Raw genomic sequence first — 19,575 nt, forward strand, 5'->3', positions numbered from 1 at the left:
TTATGATCATGACCATCATAAAAATCTGTGTTCTATTTATCTATTTACTAACCAGCTCAACCACAGCGTTCTGTAACCCTTCCGACGTTGCTTTCAAGACAATCTTTCCCGCCTTTTCAGTTGTCTGAATAATGGCTAGTGCTTTTCCATTGTAAGCGCGTCGGTAATTGGCTTTGAAGGGTTCCAGACTGGCTTGATAGCCATTATCGACACCAACGATCTCGCCTTCTCCTTCCAGCTTGAACGTAACGAGATGGCTCGCGTCGGGAATAAGATTTCCCTGTTCATCCACTACGTTAACCGTTACAAACGACAAGTCTTTACCAGTTGCTTTTAACGTAGTGCGGTCGGCAATCAATTGAATTTTGGCAGGTTTTCCGGCGGTTTGAATGGTCTGGGTTAGCACCGTTTTTCCATCTTTTCGCGAGATGGCTTTCAACGTACCGGCTTCGTACGTAACACGCCATAGTACGTGCATATCGTCGCCCGATTTCTTTCTGACGCCCAGTGATTTATCATTTAAAAATAACTCTACTTCATCGGCCTGGCTGTAATACGCCCACACATCTACGGTCTGCCCTTTTTTCCAATTCCAGTGTGGCAAAATTTGCAGAACCGGTTCGTTTGTCCACTCCGACTTATAGAGGTAATACGCATCTTTCGGAAATCCGGCCAGATCGAAAATACCGAAATACGAGCTTCGGGCAGGCCACGGATACGGATGCGGTTCGCCCAGATAATCGAAGCCAGTCCAGACATAAATACCAGCCATGTGTGGGTATTTTTTCACTGTTTTCCAAACGGCTTCGTGCGTCGAACCCCAGTAAGCCGCTTCGTTGTCATAGGCCGAAGCTGTCCAATCGGGATTCCCATCTTTGAAATTTGCCGGGCCGCCTTTTCCCCAGAACCGTACCGAATCGGACGGCATATCGTAATGACCGCGTGTTTGCAGCGACGAGCCTGTTTCTGAAGCAATTATCGGAATATTGGGAAACTGTTTGGGCAAATCGGCATAGGCTTCGTGTTTGTAATTGAACCCCAGCAAATCCAACGCTCCCGACTTATAAATGAAGTTTTTCTCGACAATGTTCTCAGTCAACGCCGACGTAACGGGGCGCGTAGCATCAAGTTTTTTAACGATACTAGCAAGTTCTTTCGTGATTGTAATACCCGTAGAATCAAACTGTTCGCGAATTTCGTTGCCGATGCTCCACATAAAAATCGACGGATGGTTGCGGTCGCGACGTAGCATAGCTTCCAGGTCGGTTTTGTGCCACGCATCCCAGTTCAGGCCGTAATCCTGCTTCGTTTTCTTTTTCTTCCACATATCGAAGGCTTCATCCATCACGATAAAACCCATCTGATCGCAGAGATCGAGAAACTCGGGAGCGGGTGGATTGTGCGCCGTTCGGATGCCGTTGCAACCCATTGTTTTCAGCAATTCGAGTTGCCGTTGCATGGCCCGAAGATTGACAGCCGCGCCCAAGGCTCCCAGATCATGATGTAGACAAACACCCAGAATTTTCGTCGGTTTACCATTCAGCGAAAAACCCGTTGCAGCATCGAAGTTGAAATAGCGAATCCCCAACGGCGTTACGTAGCTGTCTTCCAGTTGATTCTGGTTATAAATCCGGGTTACGATCTGGTAGAGATACGGTTTTTCGATGGTCCATAACATCGGATTTTTCACGGTGAACGACTGCGAAACGGTAGCTAACGTATCGACTAATCGAACCGACGACGTAGCAGCCGTGGCTACTTCTTGCCCTGCTACGTCCTGAATCACACTCACCACCCGAACCGTTTGCGATTTCCCATCGGAGCGCCGACCGACAGCATTACGTATCTGCGTTTCCAGCAACACCGTAGCCTGCTGATCTGTCACGTTTGGCGTTGTTACAAAAGTACCCCACTGCGCAACGCTTACGGGCGACGTAGTGACCAGCCGCACATTCCGATAAATACCTGATCCTGAATACCAGCGTGAATTAGGTTGCGCCGAATTATCGACCCGAACAGACACTACGTTCGGAGCCTTACCAAATTTCAGATACTTGGTTAACTCATACCGAAACGAACTATAGCCATACGGACGAACACCCAGCGATTGGCCATTAATCCAGACTTCGCTATTCCGGTAAACGCCATCAAATTCGATAAAAACGCTTTTGTTTTTGGACGTAGCGGGTACGGTAAACGTTTTCCGATACCAGCCAATGCCCGTTGGTAATGCGCCTTCCTGCGTTGTGCCGAGGTGATGTTCACTGAATTGGCCTTCGATGCTCCAGTCGTGCGGTAAAGTCAGCTTTCGCCAGTCAGCGTCGGCAAACGTAGCATTTTTTGCGTTCGGCTCATCACCCAGATAAAACCGCCAGTTTTTGTTGAAATCCTGAACGCTACGTGGTTGAGCAAACGTAGCGGTTGTGATAAATGACAGGAGTAAAATTATTTTCTGACATGATTTTTTTCCTACTAAACTCTTCATGTTTTTCCTGTCAAAAAGAAAGCCAAATACGTTTCTCATTTCTTCGGTGGAGCGGGTACAAAATTCTTTTTACTTTTTCCTAAATCGGCGGACGTAGCAACAGCGATACCGCGCTGATCGTGCTTATTTACAGCACAATAGAAGTGATAAACGACACCTTTATGTTTCAGTACGTACGACTTATGGGCGTAAAGATTATCGTATTCTTCCGATGGTTCGATGAGGTTTTCGCCCGTCCAATCGGTCCAGTTTACTAAATCATTCGACACCGCGAACCGGTTAAAAGCGCCTTTGCGATCCTGCCAGAACGCACCGAAATAGAACATAACGTAGCGGTCGCCTATTTGCTGAATTACGGCATCGCCCGTAATGCCAACGGGATGCATCATAACCGGCTCTTTCTGAAAACGTTGCCAATGAATCATATCGTCAGAAACGGCCATTCCGATCCGTTCGAACCAGCGCGTTTTTGGTACGCCCGTCGTGTCGCCGTTGGCGTTGTAGTACATCACAAACGGGTGACCCGTTAGCTTTTTTGGATCGCGAATAACGGTGCTTTTGTAGAGTTTCCGGTTTTCCCACCAACGCGTATCGGTGTCTTTGGCTGTTAATACGGGCTTCGGCTGTCGCTGCCATTCGTGGGGTGTTGCCGGGTCTTTTGTTGTGCTGGCTATACCAATCGACAGATCGCCCGCTTCGTAGCCTTTGGCCGAACCGCCGAAATACGACATCCAGTATTTATTCTGGAATTTCTCCAGTTCATAGGAACCGCCCCACTTGTAATTCTGCAAGGCATTATAACCCGCTTTCTGATTGGCATCCCACAATGTTGTATCGCTCGAAAACGACATGATACGTCCCTGCGTTTCCCAGTTCAGCAGGTCTTTACTTTTCGCCAGCCAGGTTTCGTAACCACGCCCATTGTAGAGCAGATAGGTCATGTACCACTGTTTCCCCTTCCGAAATACCGTTGGGCAATCCATTTTGTGGTCGTTATCGGCGGGCGTCATCACCAATCCGTACTTGAACGGCGTTTTGACTTCCTCATAAACACGCTGCATCTCCGCGTCAGAAATGGGGAGATGTTGCGCGAAACCGGATATGGATACAAGGCAAAGAAGTACAATTCGCAGGAACCGGGAAATCATTACGCGGGCTGGTTAAAGCATCTGACAACTTCAGAATACAAAACTATCCGCGATAAAGAACATACCTCTCTACCATTTTCCCGAAATATTGTATAATGTTAGCGTGGCAGGACTTACCACCCCTAGCCCCTCCTAAAACAGGAGGGGAACATACAGAAGCGGCCCTTTTCTCTCACCCCCTACTGTTTTAGGAGGGGGCAGGGGGTGTTAAAATCAAAACCCCGACAAGATTAGCCTGTAGGCAGAGATTTAGGACGGTCGGCCGTTGCCGTGGGGTTTTCAGAACTTATGATTGTAGCCCAGACGTACTACCTGTGTCTCGTAATAATCGGTGCTAACGTAGCGGAAACCGTCGCCTTGCACATTCCGTCGGATACGTAGCGTATTAGCAATGTCGGTGGCATTCAGGAACCACTCCCCTTTTCGAACGCTTTTTTTCAGCCCCACATCAATCGAAAATCGTGAGTCGATTCGGCCCTGCGGAACCAGATCGGGAGCCAGATAGATCATGGTAAGCTGCGCGTCGAACTGGCGGGGAAGCTGGAACACGCCATTCAGTTTCACATTTCCCGAAATCAATTGCTGGCGCTCGGCCGAAAACGTATTTACGACCGGATACAGATTAACAACCGAAAACGCATCAATTGTAGTCTGATATCCGTTCAGGTTCAGGTTCAGCGTCGTCCATTTCCCTACTTTCTGCGAGAAAACCAGTTCGGCACCCGAATTTCGGCTGTTGCCCGCGTTTTGGAAGATATTGTAAATCAGCGTGCTGCCGGGAACGATACTGGCAATCCGCGTGATGGTTGCCTGCATTTCCTTGTGGTAAGCAGCTAGATAGAGATAGCCCGCTTTCCAGTTTTGTTTGAACCCTAACTCATACGACGTCGTGAATTGCGGACGCAGACCGGGGTTACCCACTTTAATAATTTCGGCATCGTCATACTTCGGGAAAATGCGAATATCCACCTCATTAGGGCGGTCTACGCGTCGGTTGTAGAAGAGCGATAGCTGAGCACGGTCGTTGAGTTTGTACGCCATCCGCACATTCGGAAACGGCTGACCGTAGTGATAGCCATCGCTGCGATACGTATTATGATTCGGGTTTACGTTATAACGCAGGTCTACGTATTCTGTTCGCAGGCCCGCTTCCACCTCAAGCCGACGGGTTTCCAGTACGTAGGTTCCATACAGAGCCGGAATGGTTTCGCTGTACGTTGCCCAGCCGCCCGCATTCACGTCAATGGGCGAATTCAGGCCCGGAAAAAACTGCATATTAGTCGGAATGTAGCGACGGCGAAATTTAGTACCCAACTCCAGACGACCGTATTTTAGTGGCTGAACATAATCGACCGTTAAATCCGCTACGTTCTCATCCGACAGCAATTTAAACGAATCGGTGCCGGTATAGGTCGGCAGGATATTAGTGAAGAAATACTTCTCATCTTCCCGATGAAAGGTATAATTCAGTCCCACGTTAAGCAGTCGGCCGGGTTGTTTAAATCGGTGTTGCCAGCTAGCGGTAGCGGTTACGGTCGTTTTTAACTCATCTTCCAGAAACTGCCACAGCCGCAGCCGCTCCGACAACGTAGCATTAAAGAACGGTTCATCGCCCCGATCAATGATTTTTTCGCTGCTGAAAAGCCCCGAAACGGTAATCGTATTATCGGGATCGATATACCAGTCAAGCCCCGCTTTCGACGTAACAATATTGGTATTTCGGTTCCGTTTTGTTTGCTGACGCACTACCTCGCCCGTATCGTAAAATCGGTCGGCAAATTCATTTTTGTTCAACGTTTGTGTGTAGAGATTGTCGGCCTGTAAAAACAGATTGACTTTGTTTTTGCGGTAATTGAGCGAAAGTGAGGGATTTATTTTGGGCGTTCGCTGATACTGTGGACGAATGGTTGGGTAATTTTCCTGTTTTATCCAGAGTGCGCCCAGCCCTCCAGCCAGCCCAATCTTCCCATTGAAACCTTCTTTTTTCTCTTTTTTATAGATGATGTTGATAATCCCGGCATTGCCATTGGCGTCATATTTAGCCGACGGATTGTTGATGATTTCGATTCGTTCGATGGCCGATGCCGGAATATTGTCCAACCCCGATTGGCTACCAAAACCCGTTAATGCCGTCTGCTTCCCATCGATGAGCACCATTACGTTTGTGCTGCCGCGCAATTGAAGCTTGCCATCGTCGGCTACGGTAACCCCCGGCAAATTTTTCATGGCTTCCAGCGCCGAACCACCCGCCTGACTGAGATTTTCGGCCAGCGTAAACGTCTTTTTATCCATCGCATTCGCAATGGCTTCGTGCTGAGCTGTTACAACCACTTCTCCCAACTGAGCCTCTTCCTCCGTCAGTTCAATGGTTCCCAGATTCAGAAATGCGTTCAACTGGCCCACCAACACGGGCTGGATCTGGGTTCGGTAGCCGATGTACGTAACTTTCAACAGATAGTCGCCCGGTTTTACACCCGTGATTGAAAAAATACCCGCTTCGTTCGTGATTGCTCCCGTCACAAACGCGCTGTCGGCTGGTGTCAGCAGTGTTACGTTCACAAACGGAAGCAGGGCTTTGTTTTTGGCTTCTTTAACAGTACCCGACAAGGTTACGCTGGGCATCTGGGCCATCGCAACAGGCATCGACATAAGAAACAGGATAACAATATGAGCTATTTTCATCGGCGTATTCGGTTAACTTGACCCACGAAATAACCGCTAGATTCCGAAGCAAATCTGAAGTATGGATACAGATTTGCTTCAGATTTCAGCCGTATTATTGGTAAATTATCAAGACAATGAAACTCCTGTTGGTTGAAGACGAACCCGATTTACTGAAGGCCATGCAATCTTTTCTGGAGTCGGAGAAGTACGTTGTTACGGCCACGTCGACCTACGCGCAGGCAAGTCGGGCCATTCACGACTATGATTATGATTGCATTGTGGTCGATATTGGATTGCCCGATGGCAACGGCCTCAATTTGATTCAGCAGGTACGTACTACGCAACAGCAGAGTCAGTCAAATGCTACGTCGATTTCCGGTTCAGCAGCTTCCGAAATAGCGACTCCCGGCCTGATTATTATTTCTGCCAAAAATTCACTAGACGACAAACTAATGGGGCTGGAACTCGGCTCCGACGACTACCTGACCAAGCCGTTTCACCTGCCCGAACTCAATGCTCGTATCAAATCCGTGCTACGTCGGCGTTCGTTCAATGGTCATTTACAGCTTACGGCGGGTGTTATCGGTATCAACACCCAGGCGCACAGTGTAAGCGTTCAGGGAAACCGAGTGGAACTGACTGAAAAAGAGTATCAATTGCTTTTGTTTTTTATTGCGAACGTCAATAGGTTATTGACCAAATCGGCCATAGCCGAGTCGGTTTGGGGCGATTATATGGACGGAGCCGATTCCCACGAATTTCTCTATACACACATTCGGAATTTGCGACGAAAATTGATGGATCAGGGTTGTCCGGATTACATTAAAACCCGGTATGGAGCGGGCTATATCTTCAGCACTCTCGCATGAGCCTACTCCATAAAACCCTGTTATACTTACTATTAGCATCCATACCGGTTGTGGTTGGGGGTGGCTGGCTGTTTCATCTGCTCATCGACAGAGGTATTCAGTACGAAATTGATGAACAACTCAGCAGCGATCTGGCCTTTATTCACCAGCAACTAAAACAGGGACACTCATTAAACGGGCAATTCCCGTTAGACAATCCGCAAATTGAACCCATTTCTGCAACAACGCCTGTTTCACCCGTATTCTCCAACACACAGGAATTTGATTGGCGAGAAAATCAACAAATACCTGTTCGCAAGCTCGTGGCAACGATTCTTGTCAACAACAAAGCCTATCGAATCACAGTCCGCCATGCGATGGGCGAGTTGAACGAAATTGCGCGATTGTTATCGCTGATCGTTACGGTTGGACTGGTGCTTTTGCTAGGGTTACTGGTTCTGCTCAACGGCTGGGTATCGCGTAAGCTTTGGCAACCTTTTTATCAGCTCATTGAAGAATTAGGCCGCTATCGGCTCGATGATCCGGTGCCTACAACATTCACACCGAGTACGATTCGTGAGTTCAACCAGTTGAGCAACGTACTGAACAGCATGAGCAGCAATGTTTATCATCAATACAAAGCGCAGAAAGAGTTTGCCGATAATGCCGCGCACGAGATGCAGACACCACTTGCTTTACTCACGACACAGATCGACAACTTACTGGCAACAGAACCGCTTACGGGCGAGCAGGTAGAATTAATGGAGCTTTCTCAACACGCCATCCGTCGACTGGCAAACCTGAACAAAGGGCTTCTTTTATTAACGAAGCTCGACAATCAGCAGTTTTCGGAACGAGAAACGGTCAATCTTAGCGATATGGTCCAGCATCAGTTTCGCCAGTTTATGCCGTATGCCGACTATCGCAACATCAACTGGCACAGTCAGATCAGCCCGGCTATCTACCGAAATCTAAGCCCGTATCTGGTCGATATTCTACTTGTTAATCTGTTGAAAAATACGCTAATGCATGCCGATAAATCTACCAATGCAGAAGTGATTCTGACCGAAACTAATTTAATTACCCGGAACGTAGCACCTGCTTTACCATTTCCGGCAGATCAGCTTTTTCAGCGCTTCGTAAAAAATCCGGGTAAGCCCGAATCAACTGGTTTGGGCTTAGCACTGGTTAAACAAATTGCTGAACAACATGGTAGTACGGCTACGTATACATATGACGCCATAACCCGAACCCATGAATTCCGCTGGTTTTTGCCTCCCGTTTAACAAACCGATACGTCCTAAAACTGACTAAAATTTCGATCTATCCTTCTCATAATCAACGAAATACAAATCGCTACTTTACAAAAACGTGAAGACTAATAGACCAATCGTGTTCAATTCACTGAGCCTAAATCAACTCACCTGAAACACTGATTTCAGATACGTAGCGTTGGCACCAAAATTCTTCTTGACATTACGTGGGTCGTTGGCGTCGCGCGACCGTTCAATGACCAGCCAGCCTGTCCAGCCCATATCGTCGAGGGTTTGCTTCACTTTTTTCAGGTCGATACGTGGGTTGTTCTGAAGCCAGACACCATCTTCATCGGTGCAGTGAATTTGACAAATTCGTTTTTTACCGAGTATCCGTAACTCTTCGTGTAGATCGCGACCAGCTTTGAGTGGATTCGAGAAATTGAAGTAAATCTGAATGTTTTTTGAGCCGATTTCACGTAGCAATTCCACCTCTCCTTTGGCATCCAGCGACGTTTCAATACCCACGACGACACCCGCTTTTTTCGCCATCTTGCCCACCACTTTCAACCGTTCAACAATAGCCGGGCGCAGTTCGGGATTTTTCACCAGATCGCCCTGCGTGCCTAATGGCAGAAACGCTACGTTCACGTTCATGGCCTTCATGGTATCGAAACAGTCCTGAATCATGCGCTGATACGTTGGTCGCGTTGCAAATGACTGGGCATAGAAACCCGTCATGGCCAGCGAACAGATTTGCAGATTCAGTTCTTTCGCTTTGTCCAGAAACTGCTGCCTGATTTCGGGGTTGGCGAGTTGATTATCAAACGTTTCGCGCTGACCTAAACCGCCCATATCGAGTTCCAGCCCATCGGCACCAATGTCTTTTGTCAGTTGAAATGCACCTAATTTCTGCCGTTTCAGAATCATCAAATCGACTACGGCGATTTTATAGGGTTGCTTATCGGCAGATTTTGCCAGAAGCCATTCATCGGGCAATAATAAGCCAGCAGCAAGTAGCGATCCAGACGTAATGAATTGACGGCGAGTGAATTTCAGCATTTCTTTCGGGATTACTGTACTAACTTTTCTAAATCCTCAAATTTGCGAATGGCGTTGGCAGGCAGGTTTTCGCCTTTCTCGCCGAAGACGTACATCATGGGGTATTTCTCAATCGTACATTTCGATTCGTCGATAGTTCCGGCGCTGTCTTTTACTTTTTTCAGATCGAGCGAGAAGTTTTGCGCCAGAAAATCATATAAAGCGAGTCGTTTGTTTTTGCCATAATCGTGGCCTTCCTGCGGCAGATGTACGTTTTTCAGTACGTCCGTTTTTCCGTAGAAACCATAAACGCGTTGCAGAAACGGGAATTCGGTTTCCGGTACGTGCTGCGTCCAGTCTTTTCCGTCAGAAATCACCAGTTGCGGACGCGGAGCGGCCATAGCCGCAATCTCTACGTTGTTGGTGCCACTGCCGCACAGATGAACGCCCATACCACTCTCGCAAGGGCAACCGCCACTATGATACGACGACAGCATCACGACGGGCACACTCAACGTAATACGTTCATCCAGCGCCGTGAGCAACATTGTCTGACTGCCCCCGCCCGAACCGCCACTAATGGCTACCCGTTTGGAATCGGCATTTTTTTGCGTCAATAGCCAATCGAGAATACGCATTCCGTTCAGAATCTGAACCGTTTGAGCCAGGCTTTTTCGGTGATCGGCAGAAGAAAACTGCAATTCTGATTCGCCCCATGCAAAGAGATCATAGCTGAATGCCATCGCGCCCATCCGTGCCTGCATCGCGCAACGATATTGGCTGTCGGCCCGGTAACGTCCATCGCCGAAATGGCCGTCGGGATTCAGAATCACCGGCATCAGACTTTTTGTATTCAGCGGTTTGTAAAGCGAACCCGCTACGTATAGACCCGGCAATGTTTCAATCGCTACGTTTTCAACAGTATAACCATCGTATGTACGTTTGTTGGTAACGATAGGCTGGCTGTTTGGTTTGGCGGGCAGGTGCGAGAGTTTTAACGCATCCGAAATGCAGTTACGTAGTTCGGTTTTGCGTTTCTCCCAACTCGCTACGTCCTGATACAACGTAGCTAGATAGTCGAGTTGTAGTTTGCCTTCCTCGGGCGTTTTCAGGTGATATTGAAACGGCTGAAGCTTGTATTTTTTATCGCCCTCTTTGGCAAACGTAATGTCCTGCGACGACAGAATATTCGTCATCGTTTTCTCGACATCGGCCGGACGAAAACGCCAGTCGGCATACGTAACGAATTTGTCTTTTACCAGTTCTTCGGGATAACGAATCTTCACCGAATAACGGTTTTCAATCTGAGTAATTACGTCTTTTAGTGGTTTTTTAAACTGCTCGTCAGCCGTTTGTGCAAACGTAGTAAGACTGCTAACAAGCAGAAGCAGAGCGGTAATCTTTCCTGCCTTTCCAACTGTTTCGAGCTTTGACGAATTTTCTTTGGACGAATTTCGCCAGCCGCTGTAGAGCAGATTTTGATCTAGTTCAGGTTTCGGAAAAAACAAACTCGCTACGTAACCCACGCCAATCACAACCAAGTGACTATAAACGCCCAGCATCAGTTTATGATGCGTGAAATTGTAATTACCCAGATCAAGTAGAAGTTTTTTACTATCGCCTATACCAATTTGCGTCGAGGTCAGGAAGGCGTAGGACGTGAATAAAATACAGACGATAATGGCGATGTTGACGCCCTGCCGATTGGCTCGTGCACTGAAAATCCCCAACAAAAAAATCCCGACAATACCACCCGAAAAAATGGCGTACAGCGTAAAGACAATCCCCAAAACACCCTCATTTCCAGCCTGTAAGTAAATTGCACCAATTCCAATGGCAATCAGCCCAGAGATAACCACAATCGTTTTGCTGACGGTCAGGTATTCTTTATCAGCGCGTGCCGGGCGGAATTTTTTATAGAAATCTTCCAGACCAACAGCCGCCAGTGAATTCAGGTCAGCACTCAGACTGCAAATTGCCGCCGAAATCATAGCCGCCAGAATGAAACCAACTACGCCCGTCGGGAATTTGGTCATGATGAAATACGGGAAAACCGCATCAGGACGAATATTTTCGGGTAGTGGTTGCTGTTTGTAATACACGAACAGGGCCGTTCCGATAAACATAAATAATGCCCAAACTGGCACCGTCAGCGAAATGCCCAGAATCGATGCTTTGATGGCGGCTTTGTCGGTTTTGGCGGTTAGATACCGTTGTACTACGGTCTGGTCGGTACCGTATTTCTGGATTGCGTAAAACGCGCCGTTAATTACCATAACGACGAACGTGAGCTTCGTAAAGTCCATGTCATACGGCCCAAAACCCGTTCGATTGTTGGCTGATGCGATATTGAAAATTTCAGGCAGACCGCCTTCTACTGAGAAAATAATAACCGTTACGCAGAGTATTCCACTGGCAAAAAGCATGAATCCCTGAAACACATCGAGCCAGATAACGGCCTCAATACCACCCAATAAATTAACGGTAATGATTATCAGCCCGACCACAAGAATGATGTAGAACGTATCGGCTCCGGTCATGTTGGTAAGCGCAACCGAAAGCAAAAAGAAGACAGTCCCCATGGATGAAAACTGTCTGAGAACGAAGGCAATAGAGCTATAGTAACGAGCAAAGCCACCAAACCGTTTTTCAAAATATTCGTACGTACTCAGGCCAATCACCTTGCGATACAGCGGCACAATAAACCAGATCGTTCCAAGCAACACAATGGGCACCATCAGCCCCTGCACCAGCAAAATCCAGTTCGAGGAATAGCCTTCGCTTGGGTAACCCAGAAATGTAACACTGCTGATCAACGTAGCCAGCAACGACATGCCAATAGCCCAGGCAGGAACCCGGCCTTTCGCGGCAAAATACGTTTCGGTGGTACGTTGGTTTTTAGCGTACCGTAGTCCGAAAAATAGATTGATAATCAATACCGTAACGATTATCAGATAATCAATTACGCTCAAGGTTGGGTCTGACATGTAGTCTAGGATTATTTTTGACAGGATTACAGCAAAATAAATCCTATCAAAAAAGAGAATCAAAATGTCCACAAATCCGTCGGCCATTGATAGCTTCCGGGTTTTACGGTAATGTGTAATTCCGGTTTTTCAAGGGCTCGGCTTCGCACAGCTCCAGCCGCCAGTTCCTGTGCCACGGCAAGCCGCGTTACATCAATTTCACGTAGTACTGCCGACGCCGTCGAGCCGCCTTCAATGATCAGTTCATCAACAGAAACCTGATCGAGAACCTGCTTCACCGCTTTTGCCATCAATGTACGTAGACAAACGGCAGGCTTACAGGAATCTACGACCGATTCGGCAGGAACAGCCATAATAACTTGTTCATTTCGCTGAAAACAGCTAACAATTTGAGCGACCCAATTCGCCAGTTCGACGGGTTCCTGATCGTCAGATTGCATCAAAGCTTTCGGCATGTAGCAAACGAAATTGCCGGTCATAGCCGCTTTTTTCACTAAATCAACGCTGTACCCGAACGCACTTCCACACACAAACAGCTTGCAGCTACCAAACGAAGGTACCGACGAGCATCTGGCGGTATAAGCTGTACTCAGGATTGCGGTAAAAAAACCAGCTCCGCCCCCCGGTAACGTCTGCTCATCAACTCGACTAGCCCAGGCTTTCAAATCGCCCTGTGTTCCCACTTCACCAATCACAATTCCGGACTGGAGCGAAGGTACCGTAGGGGGTTGTACACTCAGTGAAGCATCGTTGACAGCCAGCCGTTTCAGTACGTTCGATTCGGTGATCGGGAATTCCGGATCTTTCGAAAAGTGGGTTTCGTGAATGAGCTCGCCCTGAACGTAATAATGTCCGTCGATCAGAATTCTACCCAGCGCCGGGTTTGCCGGAACGATAAGTGCTTTGGCTAAACCTAGAACCTTTAGTTGCGCTTTGGTTTCGGCAACAACGTGACCACGTAGCACAGAATCGACTTTTTTGAAAATCAATTGGGGCTTCATGGTACGTAGCATTTCGCTCACGGCGGTCATTTCCTGTACCGCTTCTGCTTCCGAAACCGACCGGGCATCGGTAGCAATAACGAGCAAATCGGCCGTTGATTGTTGATTGACTGACGCGGAGTGCCGCCCAATAGCAAGCTCAACGGTCAAACCATACGTTTTGCCAATACCCGCCAGTTCAGCGGCTCCCGTTAAATCGTCTGCAATGACGGCGATCATGGTTGAATGAGTGAAAGAGCGAAAGAATGAATGAACGAAGATGCTTAGGCGAACTGCCGCTCTTTCGCTCTTTTGCCCTTTCGCTCTTTTGATAATTGAACGGCTGATTCTATCGCCAGAATCATTGCATCGGGGCTGGCGACGCCTTTTCCGGCAATCTCAAACGCCGTTCCGTGATCGACTGATGTACGGATGATGGGCAGACCCATCGTGATGTTTACGCCTTTTACGCTATCCATTTGTTTTTTCTCGGCGTTCCATTTGAAACCCGTAAGCTTGAATGGAATATGACCCTGATCGTGATACATCGCCACTACACCACCGTAATAACCCGTTGCTGCTTTCGAAAACAACGTATCAGCCGGAACTGGGCCCTCTACATCGAAACCACGCCGTTTGGCTTCTTCTACGGCTGGCGCAATCTCCTGATCATCTTCTGTACCGAAAAGGCCCGAATCACCAGCATGTGGATTTAGTCCAGCAATGCCAATTTTCAGGTTCGTTTCACCCAGCGAAATCAAGCCGTTGTGCAATAACTCGGTAACTTCCAGAATCCGGTCTTTTTTCACCAGATCGCAGGCCTGACGTAATGATACGTGCGTCGATACGTGAATAACTTTGAGATTGTCCTCAACGAGCAACATACCATACTTTTTTGTGTTGGTATAATGCGCGTAGATTTCGGTATGACCCGCAAAATGGTGACCCGCTTCGTTAATGGATTTCTTGTTGATCGGCCCCGTTACGGTCGCGTCGACTTCATCGGCCAACGCCAGATCAATAACGGTTTTTACCGACGCAAAAGCCGCTTCGCCCGCCATCGCCGAAATTTCGCCAAACTTCAATTGACTCAGATCAACGTTGTTAAGATCATATACGTCAACTACCCCAAACTGGAACGTAGCGTCGGCCACTGATTGAACCGTATTGAACGTAACGTTCAGGTTCAATCGGGAGGAAATATCCTGAAAAACACCAGCATCGCCCACCAGAATCGGGTTACAGATATCGTAAATGGCCGGATTCAATAACGCTTTGACGGCGATTTCAGGCCCGATACTAGCCGGATCGCCCATCGTAATACCGACGATTGGTTTGTTGTTCGTATTCATAGTCAAACAGTCTTCGGTTCTCAGTTCAAAGTTGTATTTCTTCTTTTTGTAATGCTTCGGCAAAGTTTGCTTTAAGCTGTATTTCTTCCTCGTCCGAAAGCATTTGCAACGGCGGCATCATGGTTGGTCCACACAAACCATGTTCCTGCATCAGCACTTTCAAGGCCCATAACGACTCGCCCAGCGTTCGACCCGATTGATAAACAGAGCCGAACACATCGGACTGATTCTGGTAGAAAAACGCCTTTTCGGTATCCCCTTCTTCCACCGCTTTCACCATATCGCGGTAGATGCCGGGAAATAGATTGCCCGTACTTGGCACCAAGCCGTCGCTGCCTTCCAGCAATGCCTGCGCCGAACAAGCGGCCCATCCCATAAAATGGCTAAAATCGGGTCGATTTGCCCACAACGCCAGCGATTCGGTTAGCCGGTCGGTGCTACGTTCGGAATCTTTCACACCAACAATAGTTGGGTGATAGCTCAACTCATCAATCAACGGAATAGGAATCGACATCCGAGTGGTTGCCAGAATGTTATAGATAATCAGCGGACCATTCAGCTTGTCGGCCAACTGTTCAAAATAACGATGCATCTGACTCTCCGACAACGTATAATAGCTGGGCAACGTAGCACAAACCGCATCGACTCCGACATCGAAACAGTAGTTGGCAAAATCGACGGACTCCTCCAGACAGTTCGACGAAATTCCTGCGTAAAGAACCGTATTGGCCGTTTTCAGTCGGGCCGTTTCCTTCACATAAGCCTTTTTCACCGCTAATGGCAATGACGTCGCTTCTCCCGTTGTTCCTAACACAAATGGCTGGGCCTCATTCGATTGAAGGTTGGCAACCATCTTTTCGACAGCACCCACATCCAACCGATACGTTTCCGTTAAGGGCGTAACCAGCGGAACAACAACACCCCGGTATTTCTTTTTCATAGTCATAGCTAATATGCGGCTGTATAAATGGCAATGGCGTCTTCCCGGCTAATCTCACGCGGATTATTTTTCAATAATCGCGTGATTTTCAGAGCATCGTCGGCCATTTGTGGAATAGCTTCTTTTGGAATATTTACATCGCGCAAACGGGCCGGAATGCCACACTCACGAATCAACTCTCTAATTTTCAGTACGCCATTCATGGCTGTTTCCAGTGAATCGGCAGTACGTTCGCAACCTAATGCTACGGCCACCTGTGCATACCGATCGGTTGCGGATGGAATGTTGAACTCCATCACATAAGGCAGCAGCAACGCATTCGACAGGCCATGCGCTAAGTGAAACATGCTGCCCAGCGGATATGACAATGCATGCACACCCGCTGTATTGACTGGACCCAGACAAAAACCACCGAGCAAACTGCCCATTGCCACCTGCGACCGGGCTTCTTCGTTTGCTCCCTCGCGAACGGCCTGAACGATGTTACTAGCAATCAGGCGCATGCCTTCGTAGGCATACATGTCGATAAAGGGCTGAGCAAACTTGTTGGTATACGCTTCCAGACAATGCGTGAGCGCATCGATGCCGGTAGCGGCTGTAATGGCGGGCGGTACGCTGATAGTCAGCAGCGGATCGACGTAGACGATATCGGGCACCAGATATGGGCTAATAATACCTTTCTTCTGATTATCAGCATCATCGACCAGAATCGCGTTGGGCGATGCTTCACTACCCGTTCCCGACGTAGCGGGTACGCAAATGAGTTTCTTGCTACGTCCACTCAGATTGCCAATGCCCACCATATCGGCCAGCGTCTGGTCGTTTTCAAGTTGGGCCGCAACCAGTTTTGCTACGTCCAGCACACTTCCGCCACCGATGCCCAGCACTACGTCGGGATTGAACGGTGTAACGGTCTGCATCAACGTAGTGAAATCGGCAAACGTAGGCTCCTGTACAATGCTGGTGTCAATCTGAACAGCAATAGCGTTGGCTTCCAGTGTATTCACCAGATTTTTAAGCTGCTCCAGCAACGGACTAATCGTCACCAACAATAGCTTTTTGGGTGCTAGACGAATCACCTCATCGGCCAGATTCGCCAGCGAGCCGTTGCCAAAGACCAGTTTACCGGGAAAATGTATGTTTAGTAGTTGTGTCATTAGAATAAATGCTCAGCCACTTCTAAGCCGCTCGTCAATCTTTCGTTATTTCCTTTGCAATAGGTGCTGAGTAGCCATCGAGTTGTGGCCAGATGCCCTTTTCGATGGGTTTTAGTTTTAGCTTTTTCGGGTCAACAACCGCGTGCTTAATTTTTTGTCGACGCCAGGTATAAATCACGTGAATCATGCCATCACTGGTCTGAATAATAGACGGATAGGAATACTGACTGATAGGCGAATCTTCCAGAATCACAGCCGCCGACCAGTTTTTACCATCGTTCGAAATAGCTAGATTTAACGGCGTGCGTGGCCCTTTCGCCAGATTGCCCGGTGGCAATACGTGGTTATACACCAGCGCTTGCCGGCCGTCTTTCAGTGTCACAGCATCGGTGCCGGAATTGTTGTTCGGCAAATTAGTTTTTGTCAAGGGCGACCATGTTTCGCCATTATCCGTCGACCACGATTCGAGAATGGCGCGGTCGCGGCTACGGGCCAGAATCTGGAGTTTTCCGTTTCCATACGACAAAATGCTTGGCTGGATGGCATTAAGCGATTTACCGTCGTTTAGTGGCCCTATTTTTCGCCAGGTTTTGCCGAAATCAGGCGTTACTTCGAAGTGTATTTTCCAGCCGTCACCTTCCGTACTGGTCGGGCAAAACAGGTTGCCATTCGACAGTAGAACCGGTTTGTTTTTAATCGGTCCGAGATAGCCTTCCGGTAATTTTTTCGCTTCCGACCACGTTCGACCACCATCTGACGACGTTTTCAAAAGGCCCCACCATTTCGACGGACTTGGCCCGACTTTGTAGAACAGCATCAGGTCGCCTTTCGGAATCTGAAACAGAACCGGATTCCAGCAGGCATACCGTAACGTATCGTTGATGATACCATTCGCTACGTTCTGCGGGGGTAACCATTTGCCTTTTTCCTGCCGACTTACCCAGATACAGACATCTGGATTCCGCTCCTTTGTACCACCAAACCAGGACGATACGAGTCCAGTTGGGGTCTCAACAATGGTCGATGCGTGACTCTCCGGGAACGGCGGATTTTCGACCACAAATTCATCGACAACCAGCCCCGATTGCCATTTGGCTAACTGCGCAAAGGCAGTCCCAGACAGGGTCAGACTGATGAGTAGGGCAATCGGTATGAGTTTACGATTCATGCTGGTTATTGGGGTTTGGAATTTGTGGTAGCGGAGAGCGTTTGCCCTGAAACTTCGTCAGACAGCAAACTCGCTTTCAATGGATTATCGGTTCGAAATGGGCGCGCAGGCAATCCTTCTTTATTGAACAGATTCGGCTGGGCAGTTTCATCCCACGCAAAACGTACCGCCACCGGATGCGCTACGTCAGCCGACGACACTACGATACGTTTGCCCCGAATCTGGGCCTTCGCCGGAACAAAAACGCCATCGCTCCCCGCAATCGTAAAGCCTGTCAGTGGTTTGTCGTCTCGGCTCGTCAATCCGCTGCCGATATGCGTAAAATGCAGTTCTAGTGATCGGCCTTTGCGTTTCATTTTTTCGTAAACTGGCCCCTCGCCTACTACGTCGTTTTTCTGATACGTATCGACCAGAGCCAGCAACGCCAGCCGCTTACCAATCTCCCATTTAAAGGGCGGGTGAATATCGGACAGATCATCGGCTAAATCCGTCGTCACGATCATGCCCGTTTTCGGAAGCGTTAACACCAGTTCCTGCGCTTCCCGAAACTCCGGTAATGTTTGGGTGTTCAGCGCGACTTTTTGCTTCGATTCGGAATACTTGAACGGGGCCAGCGATACGTAGTAAAACGGCAGAGTCTGATTTTGCCAAGCACTTCGCCAACTGGTAATGAGCGTTTTGAGCTTGTGCGAATACGTAGTGGTTTCTTTCAGGAAGCAGTTAGATTCACCCTGATACCACAAGAAACCACTCAGCGCAAACGGCACCAGCGGACGTATCATTGGCTCGTAAAACTTACCCGGTTCACCGTCTATTTTTTGTCCAACGTAATACGTATCATCCTGAAAAGCAGTCTCCGAAACCCACGGCTCAATGCGGCTACCGGGAACCGCCGACGAAATCACACCAATCGGTACGTTCAGATTTTTGTGCAGTTCTTTCGCGAAAAAATAAGCCGGAGCCGAGAACGAACGTAGTGCCGAATCCTGTGCAACGTTCCAGCCACGATGCAGCGAATCGGGTTTGTTTAACTCTTTCCGATTGACCAGAAAGACTCGAATCTGCGGATTGTTGGCGAAGTTCAGTTCATCAACCGGGTTGTGCCCATCGATAGAATCGTTGGCCAGCGATGGTTTCACTTTGCTGTTTTTCCGCATCGTGTACTCCATATTCGACTGCCCCGAACAAAGCCAGACTTCTCCTACCAAAATGTTTTGCAGTCGGATAGTATTCGTCCCCGAAATCACTAATTCTGAAGGTGTAGCCGACGCTTTCAGCGGTTGTAACGTAACGCGCCAGTTGCCCGAAACATCGGCAGACGTTTGCTGCTTCTGACCGGCAAACTGTACCGTTACGGTTTCACCTACCGACGCCTTCCCCCAAATAACCAATGGTTTTCCCTGTTGCAGCACCATGTTATGCCCCAGAATCCGAGGCAACACAATCTCCGCTTTCAGTTGGGCTGAAAGGAGAAAGAGAGTGGTAGCTAACAGTTTATGGAACACAGATTTTTATGATGATTATGATTATCAGGGTATAGAAAGCAGCTCAT

At 48.4% G+C, this 19,575-nt stretch carries 13 protein-coding genes; 2 read left to right on the forward strand and 11 right to left on the reverse strand.

Going from position 1 to position 19,575, the window contains the following annotated elements; all coding sequences use genetic code 11:
- Window positions 1-40: 40 nt before the first annotated feature.
- The 3 genes from galB to ACYVD4_RS20560 form a co-directional block, all read right to left on the reverse strand.
- A complete protein-coding gene (gene galB / locus ACYVD4_RS20550; protein ID WP_460948923.1) occupies window positions 41-2,485 on the reverse strand; it encodes a beta-galactosidase GalB in 2,445 nt (814 codons plus the stop codon).
- Between the two features lie 35 nt (window positions 2,486-2,520).
- Window positions 2,521-3,633, reverse strand: coding sequence for a glycoside hydrolase family protein (locus ACYVD4_RS20555; protein ID WP_460948924.1), 1,113 nt, complete (start codon window positions 3,631-3,633; stop codon window positions 2,521-2,523).
- 279 nt (window positions 3,634-3,912) lie between these two features.
- Complete coding sequence (locus ACYVD4_RS20560) at window positions 3,913-6,315, reverse strand: TonB-dependent receptor (RefSeq protein ID WP_460948926.1); 2,403 nt, start codon at window positions 6,313-6,315, stop codon at window positions 3,913-3,915.
- A 116-nt stretch (window positions 6,316-6,431) separates the two neighbouring features.
- Between ACYVD4_RS20560 and ACYVD4_RS20565 the strand changes: the two genes are divergently transcribed.
- Window positions 6,432-7,166 carry a response regulator transcription factor gene (locus ACYVD4_RS20565; RefSeq protein WP_460948928.1) on the forward strand — a complete coding sequence of 245 codons (735 nt, stop codon included), beginning with the start codon at window positions 6,432-6,434 and terminating at the stop codon, window positions 7,164-7,166.
- Window positions 7,163-8,431: a sensor histidine kinase gene (locus ACYVD4_RS20570; RefSeq protein ID WP_460948930.1), complete on the forward strand. Its 1,269-nt coding sequence runs from the start codon at window positions 7,163-7,165 to the stop codon at window positions 8,429-8,431. The genes ACYVD4_RS20565 and ACYVD4_RS20570 overlap by 4 nt, the downstream gene beginning before the upstream one ends.
- Window positions 8,432-8,560: 129 nt before the next feature.
- On the opposite strand, the gene ACYVD4_RS20575 is transcribed toward ACYVD4_RS20570, so the two are convergent.
- The 8 genes from ACYVD4_RS20575 to ACYVD4_RS20610 are packed head-to-tail and all read right to left on the reverse strand — an operon-like array spanning window position 8,561 to window position 19,528.
- A complete protein-coding gene (locus ACYVD4_RS20575; RefSeq protein ID WP_460948932.1) occupies window positions 8,561-9,460 on the reverse strand; it encodes a sugar phosphate isomerase/epimerase family protein in 900 nt (299 codons plus the stop codon).
- Window positions 9,461-9,471: 11 nt separating this feature from the next.
- Window positions 9,472-12,426, reverse strand: a complete 2,955-nt coding sequence (locus ACYVD4_RS20580) for a sodium:solute symporter family transporter (RefSeq protein ID WP_460948934.1) — start codon at window positions 12,424-12,426, stop codon at window positions 9,472-9,474.
- A 59-nt stretch (window positions 12,427-12,485) separates the two neighbouring features.
- Window positions 12,486-13,646 carry a four-carbon acid sugar kinase family protein gene (locus tag ACYVD4_RS20585; RefSeq protein ID WP_460948936.1) on the reverse strand — a complete coding sequence of 387 codons (1,161 nt, stop codon included), beginning with the start codon at window positions 13,644-13,646 and terminating at the stop codon, window positions 12,486-12,488.
- Between the two features lie 44 nt (window positions 13,647-13,690).
- Window positions 13,691-14,758: a 4-hydroxythreonine-4-phosphate dehydrogenase PdxA gene (gene pdxA, locus ACYVD4_RS20590; protein WP_460948938.1), complete on the reverse strand. Its 1,068-nt coding sequence runs from the start codon at window positions 14,756-14,758 to the stop codon at window positions 13,691-13,693.
- A gap of 25 nt (window positions 14,759-14,783) precedes the next feature.
- Window positions 14,784-15,698: a dihydrodipicolinate synthase family protein gene (locus ACYVD4_RS20595; protein ID WP_460948940.1), complete on the reverse strand. Its 915-nt coding sequence runs from the start codon at window positions 15,696-15,698 to the stop codon at window positions 14,784-14,786.
- A gap of 8 nt (window positions 15,699-15,706) precedes the next feature.
- Entirely contained in the window at window positions 15,707-16,855 is a 1,149-nt protein-coding gene (locus ACYVD4_RS20600) for an iron-containing alcohol dehydrogenase (RefSeq protein ID WP_460948942.1), read from the reverse strand.
- A gap of 34 nt (window positions 16,856-16,889) precedes the next feature.
- Complete coding sequence (locus ACYVD4_RS20605; protein WP_460948944.1) at window positions 16,890-18,023, reverse strand: sialidase family protein; 1,134 nt, start codon at window positions 18,021-18,023, stop codon at window positions 16,890-16,892.
- A gap of 5 nt (window positions 18,024-18,028) precedes the next feature.
- On the reverse strand, window positions 18,029-19,528 hold the full coding sequence (locus ACYVD4_RS20610) for a sialate O-acetylesterase (RefSeq protein ID WP_460948946.1): 1,500 nt from the start codon (window positions 19,526-19,528) through the stop codon (window positions 18,029-18,031).
- Window positions 19,529-19,575: the final 47 nt, after the last annotated feature.

The sequence above is a fragment of the Spirosoma daeguense genome (assembly GCF_054776875.1).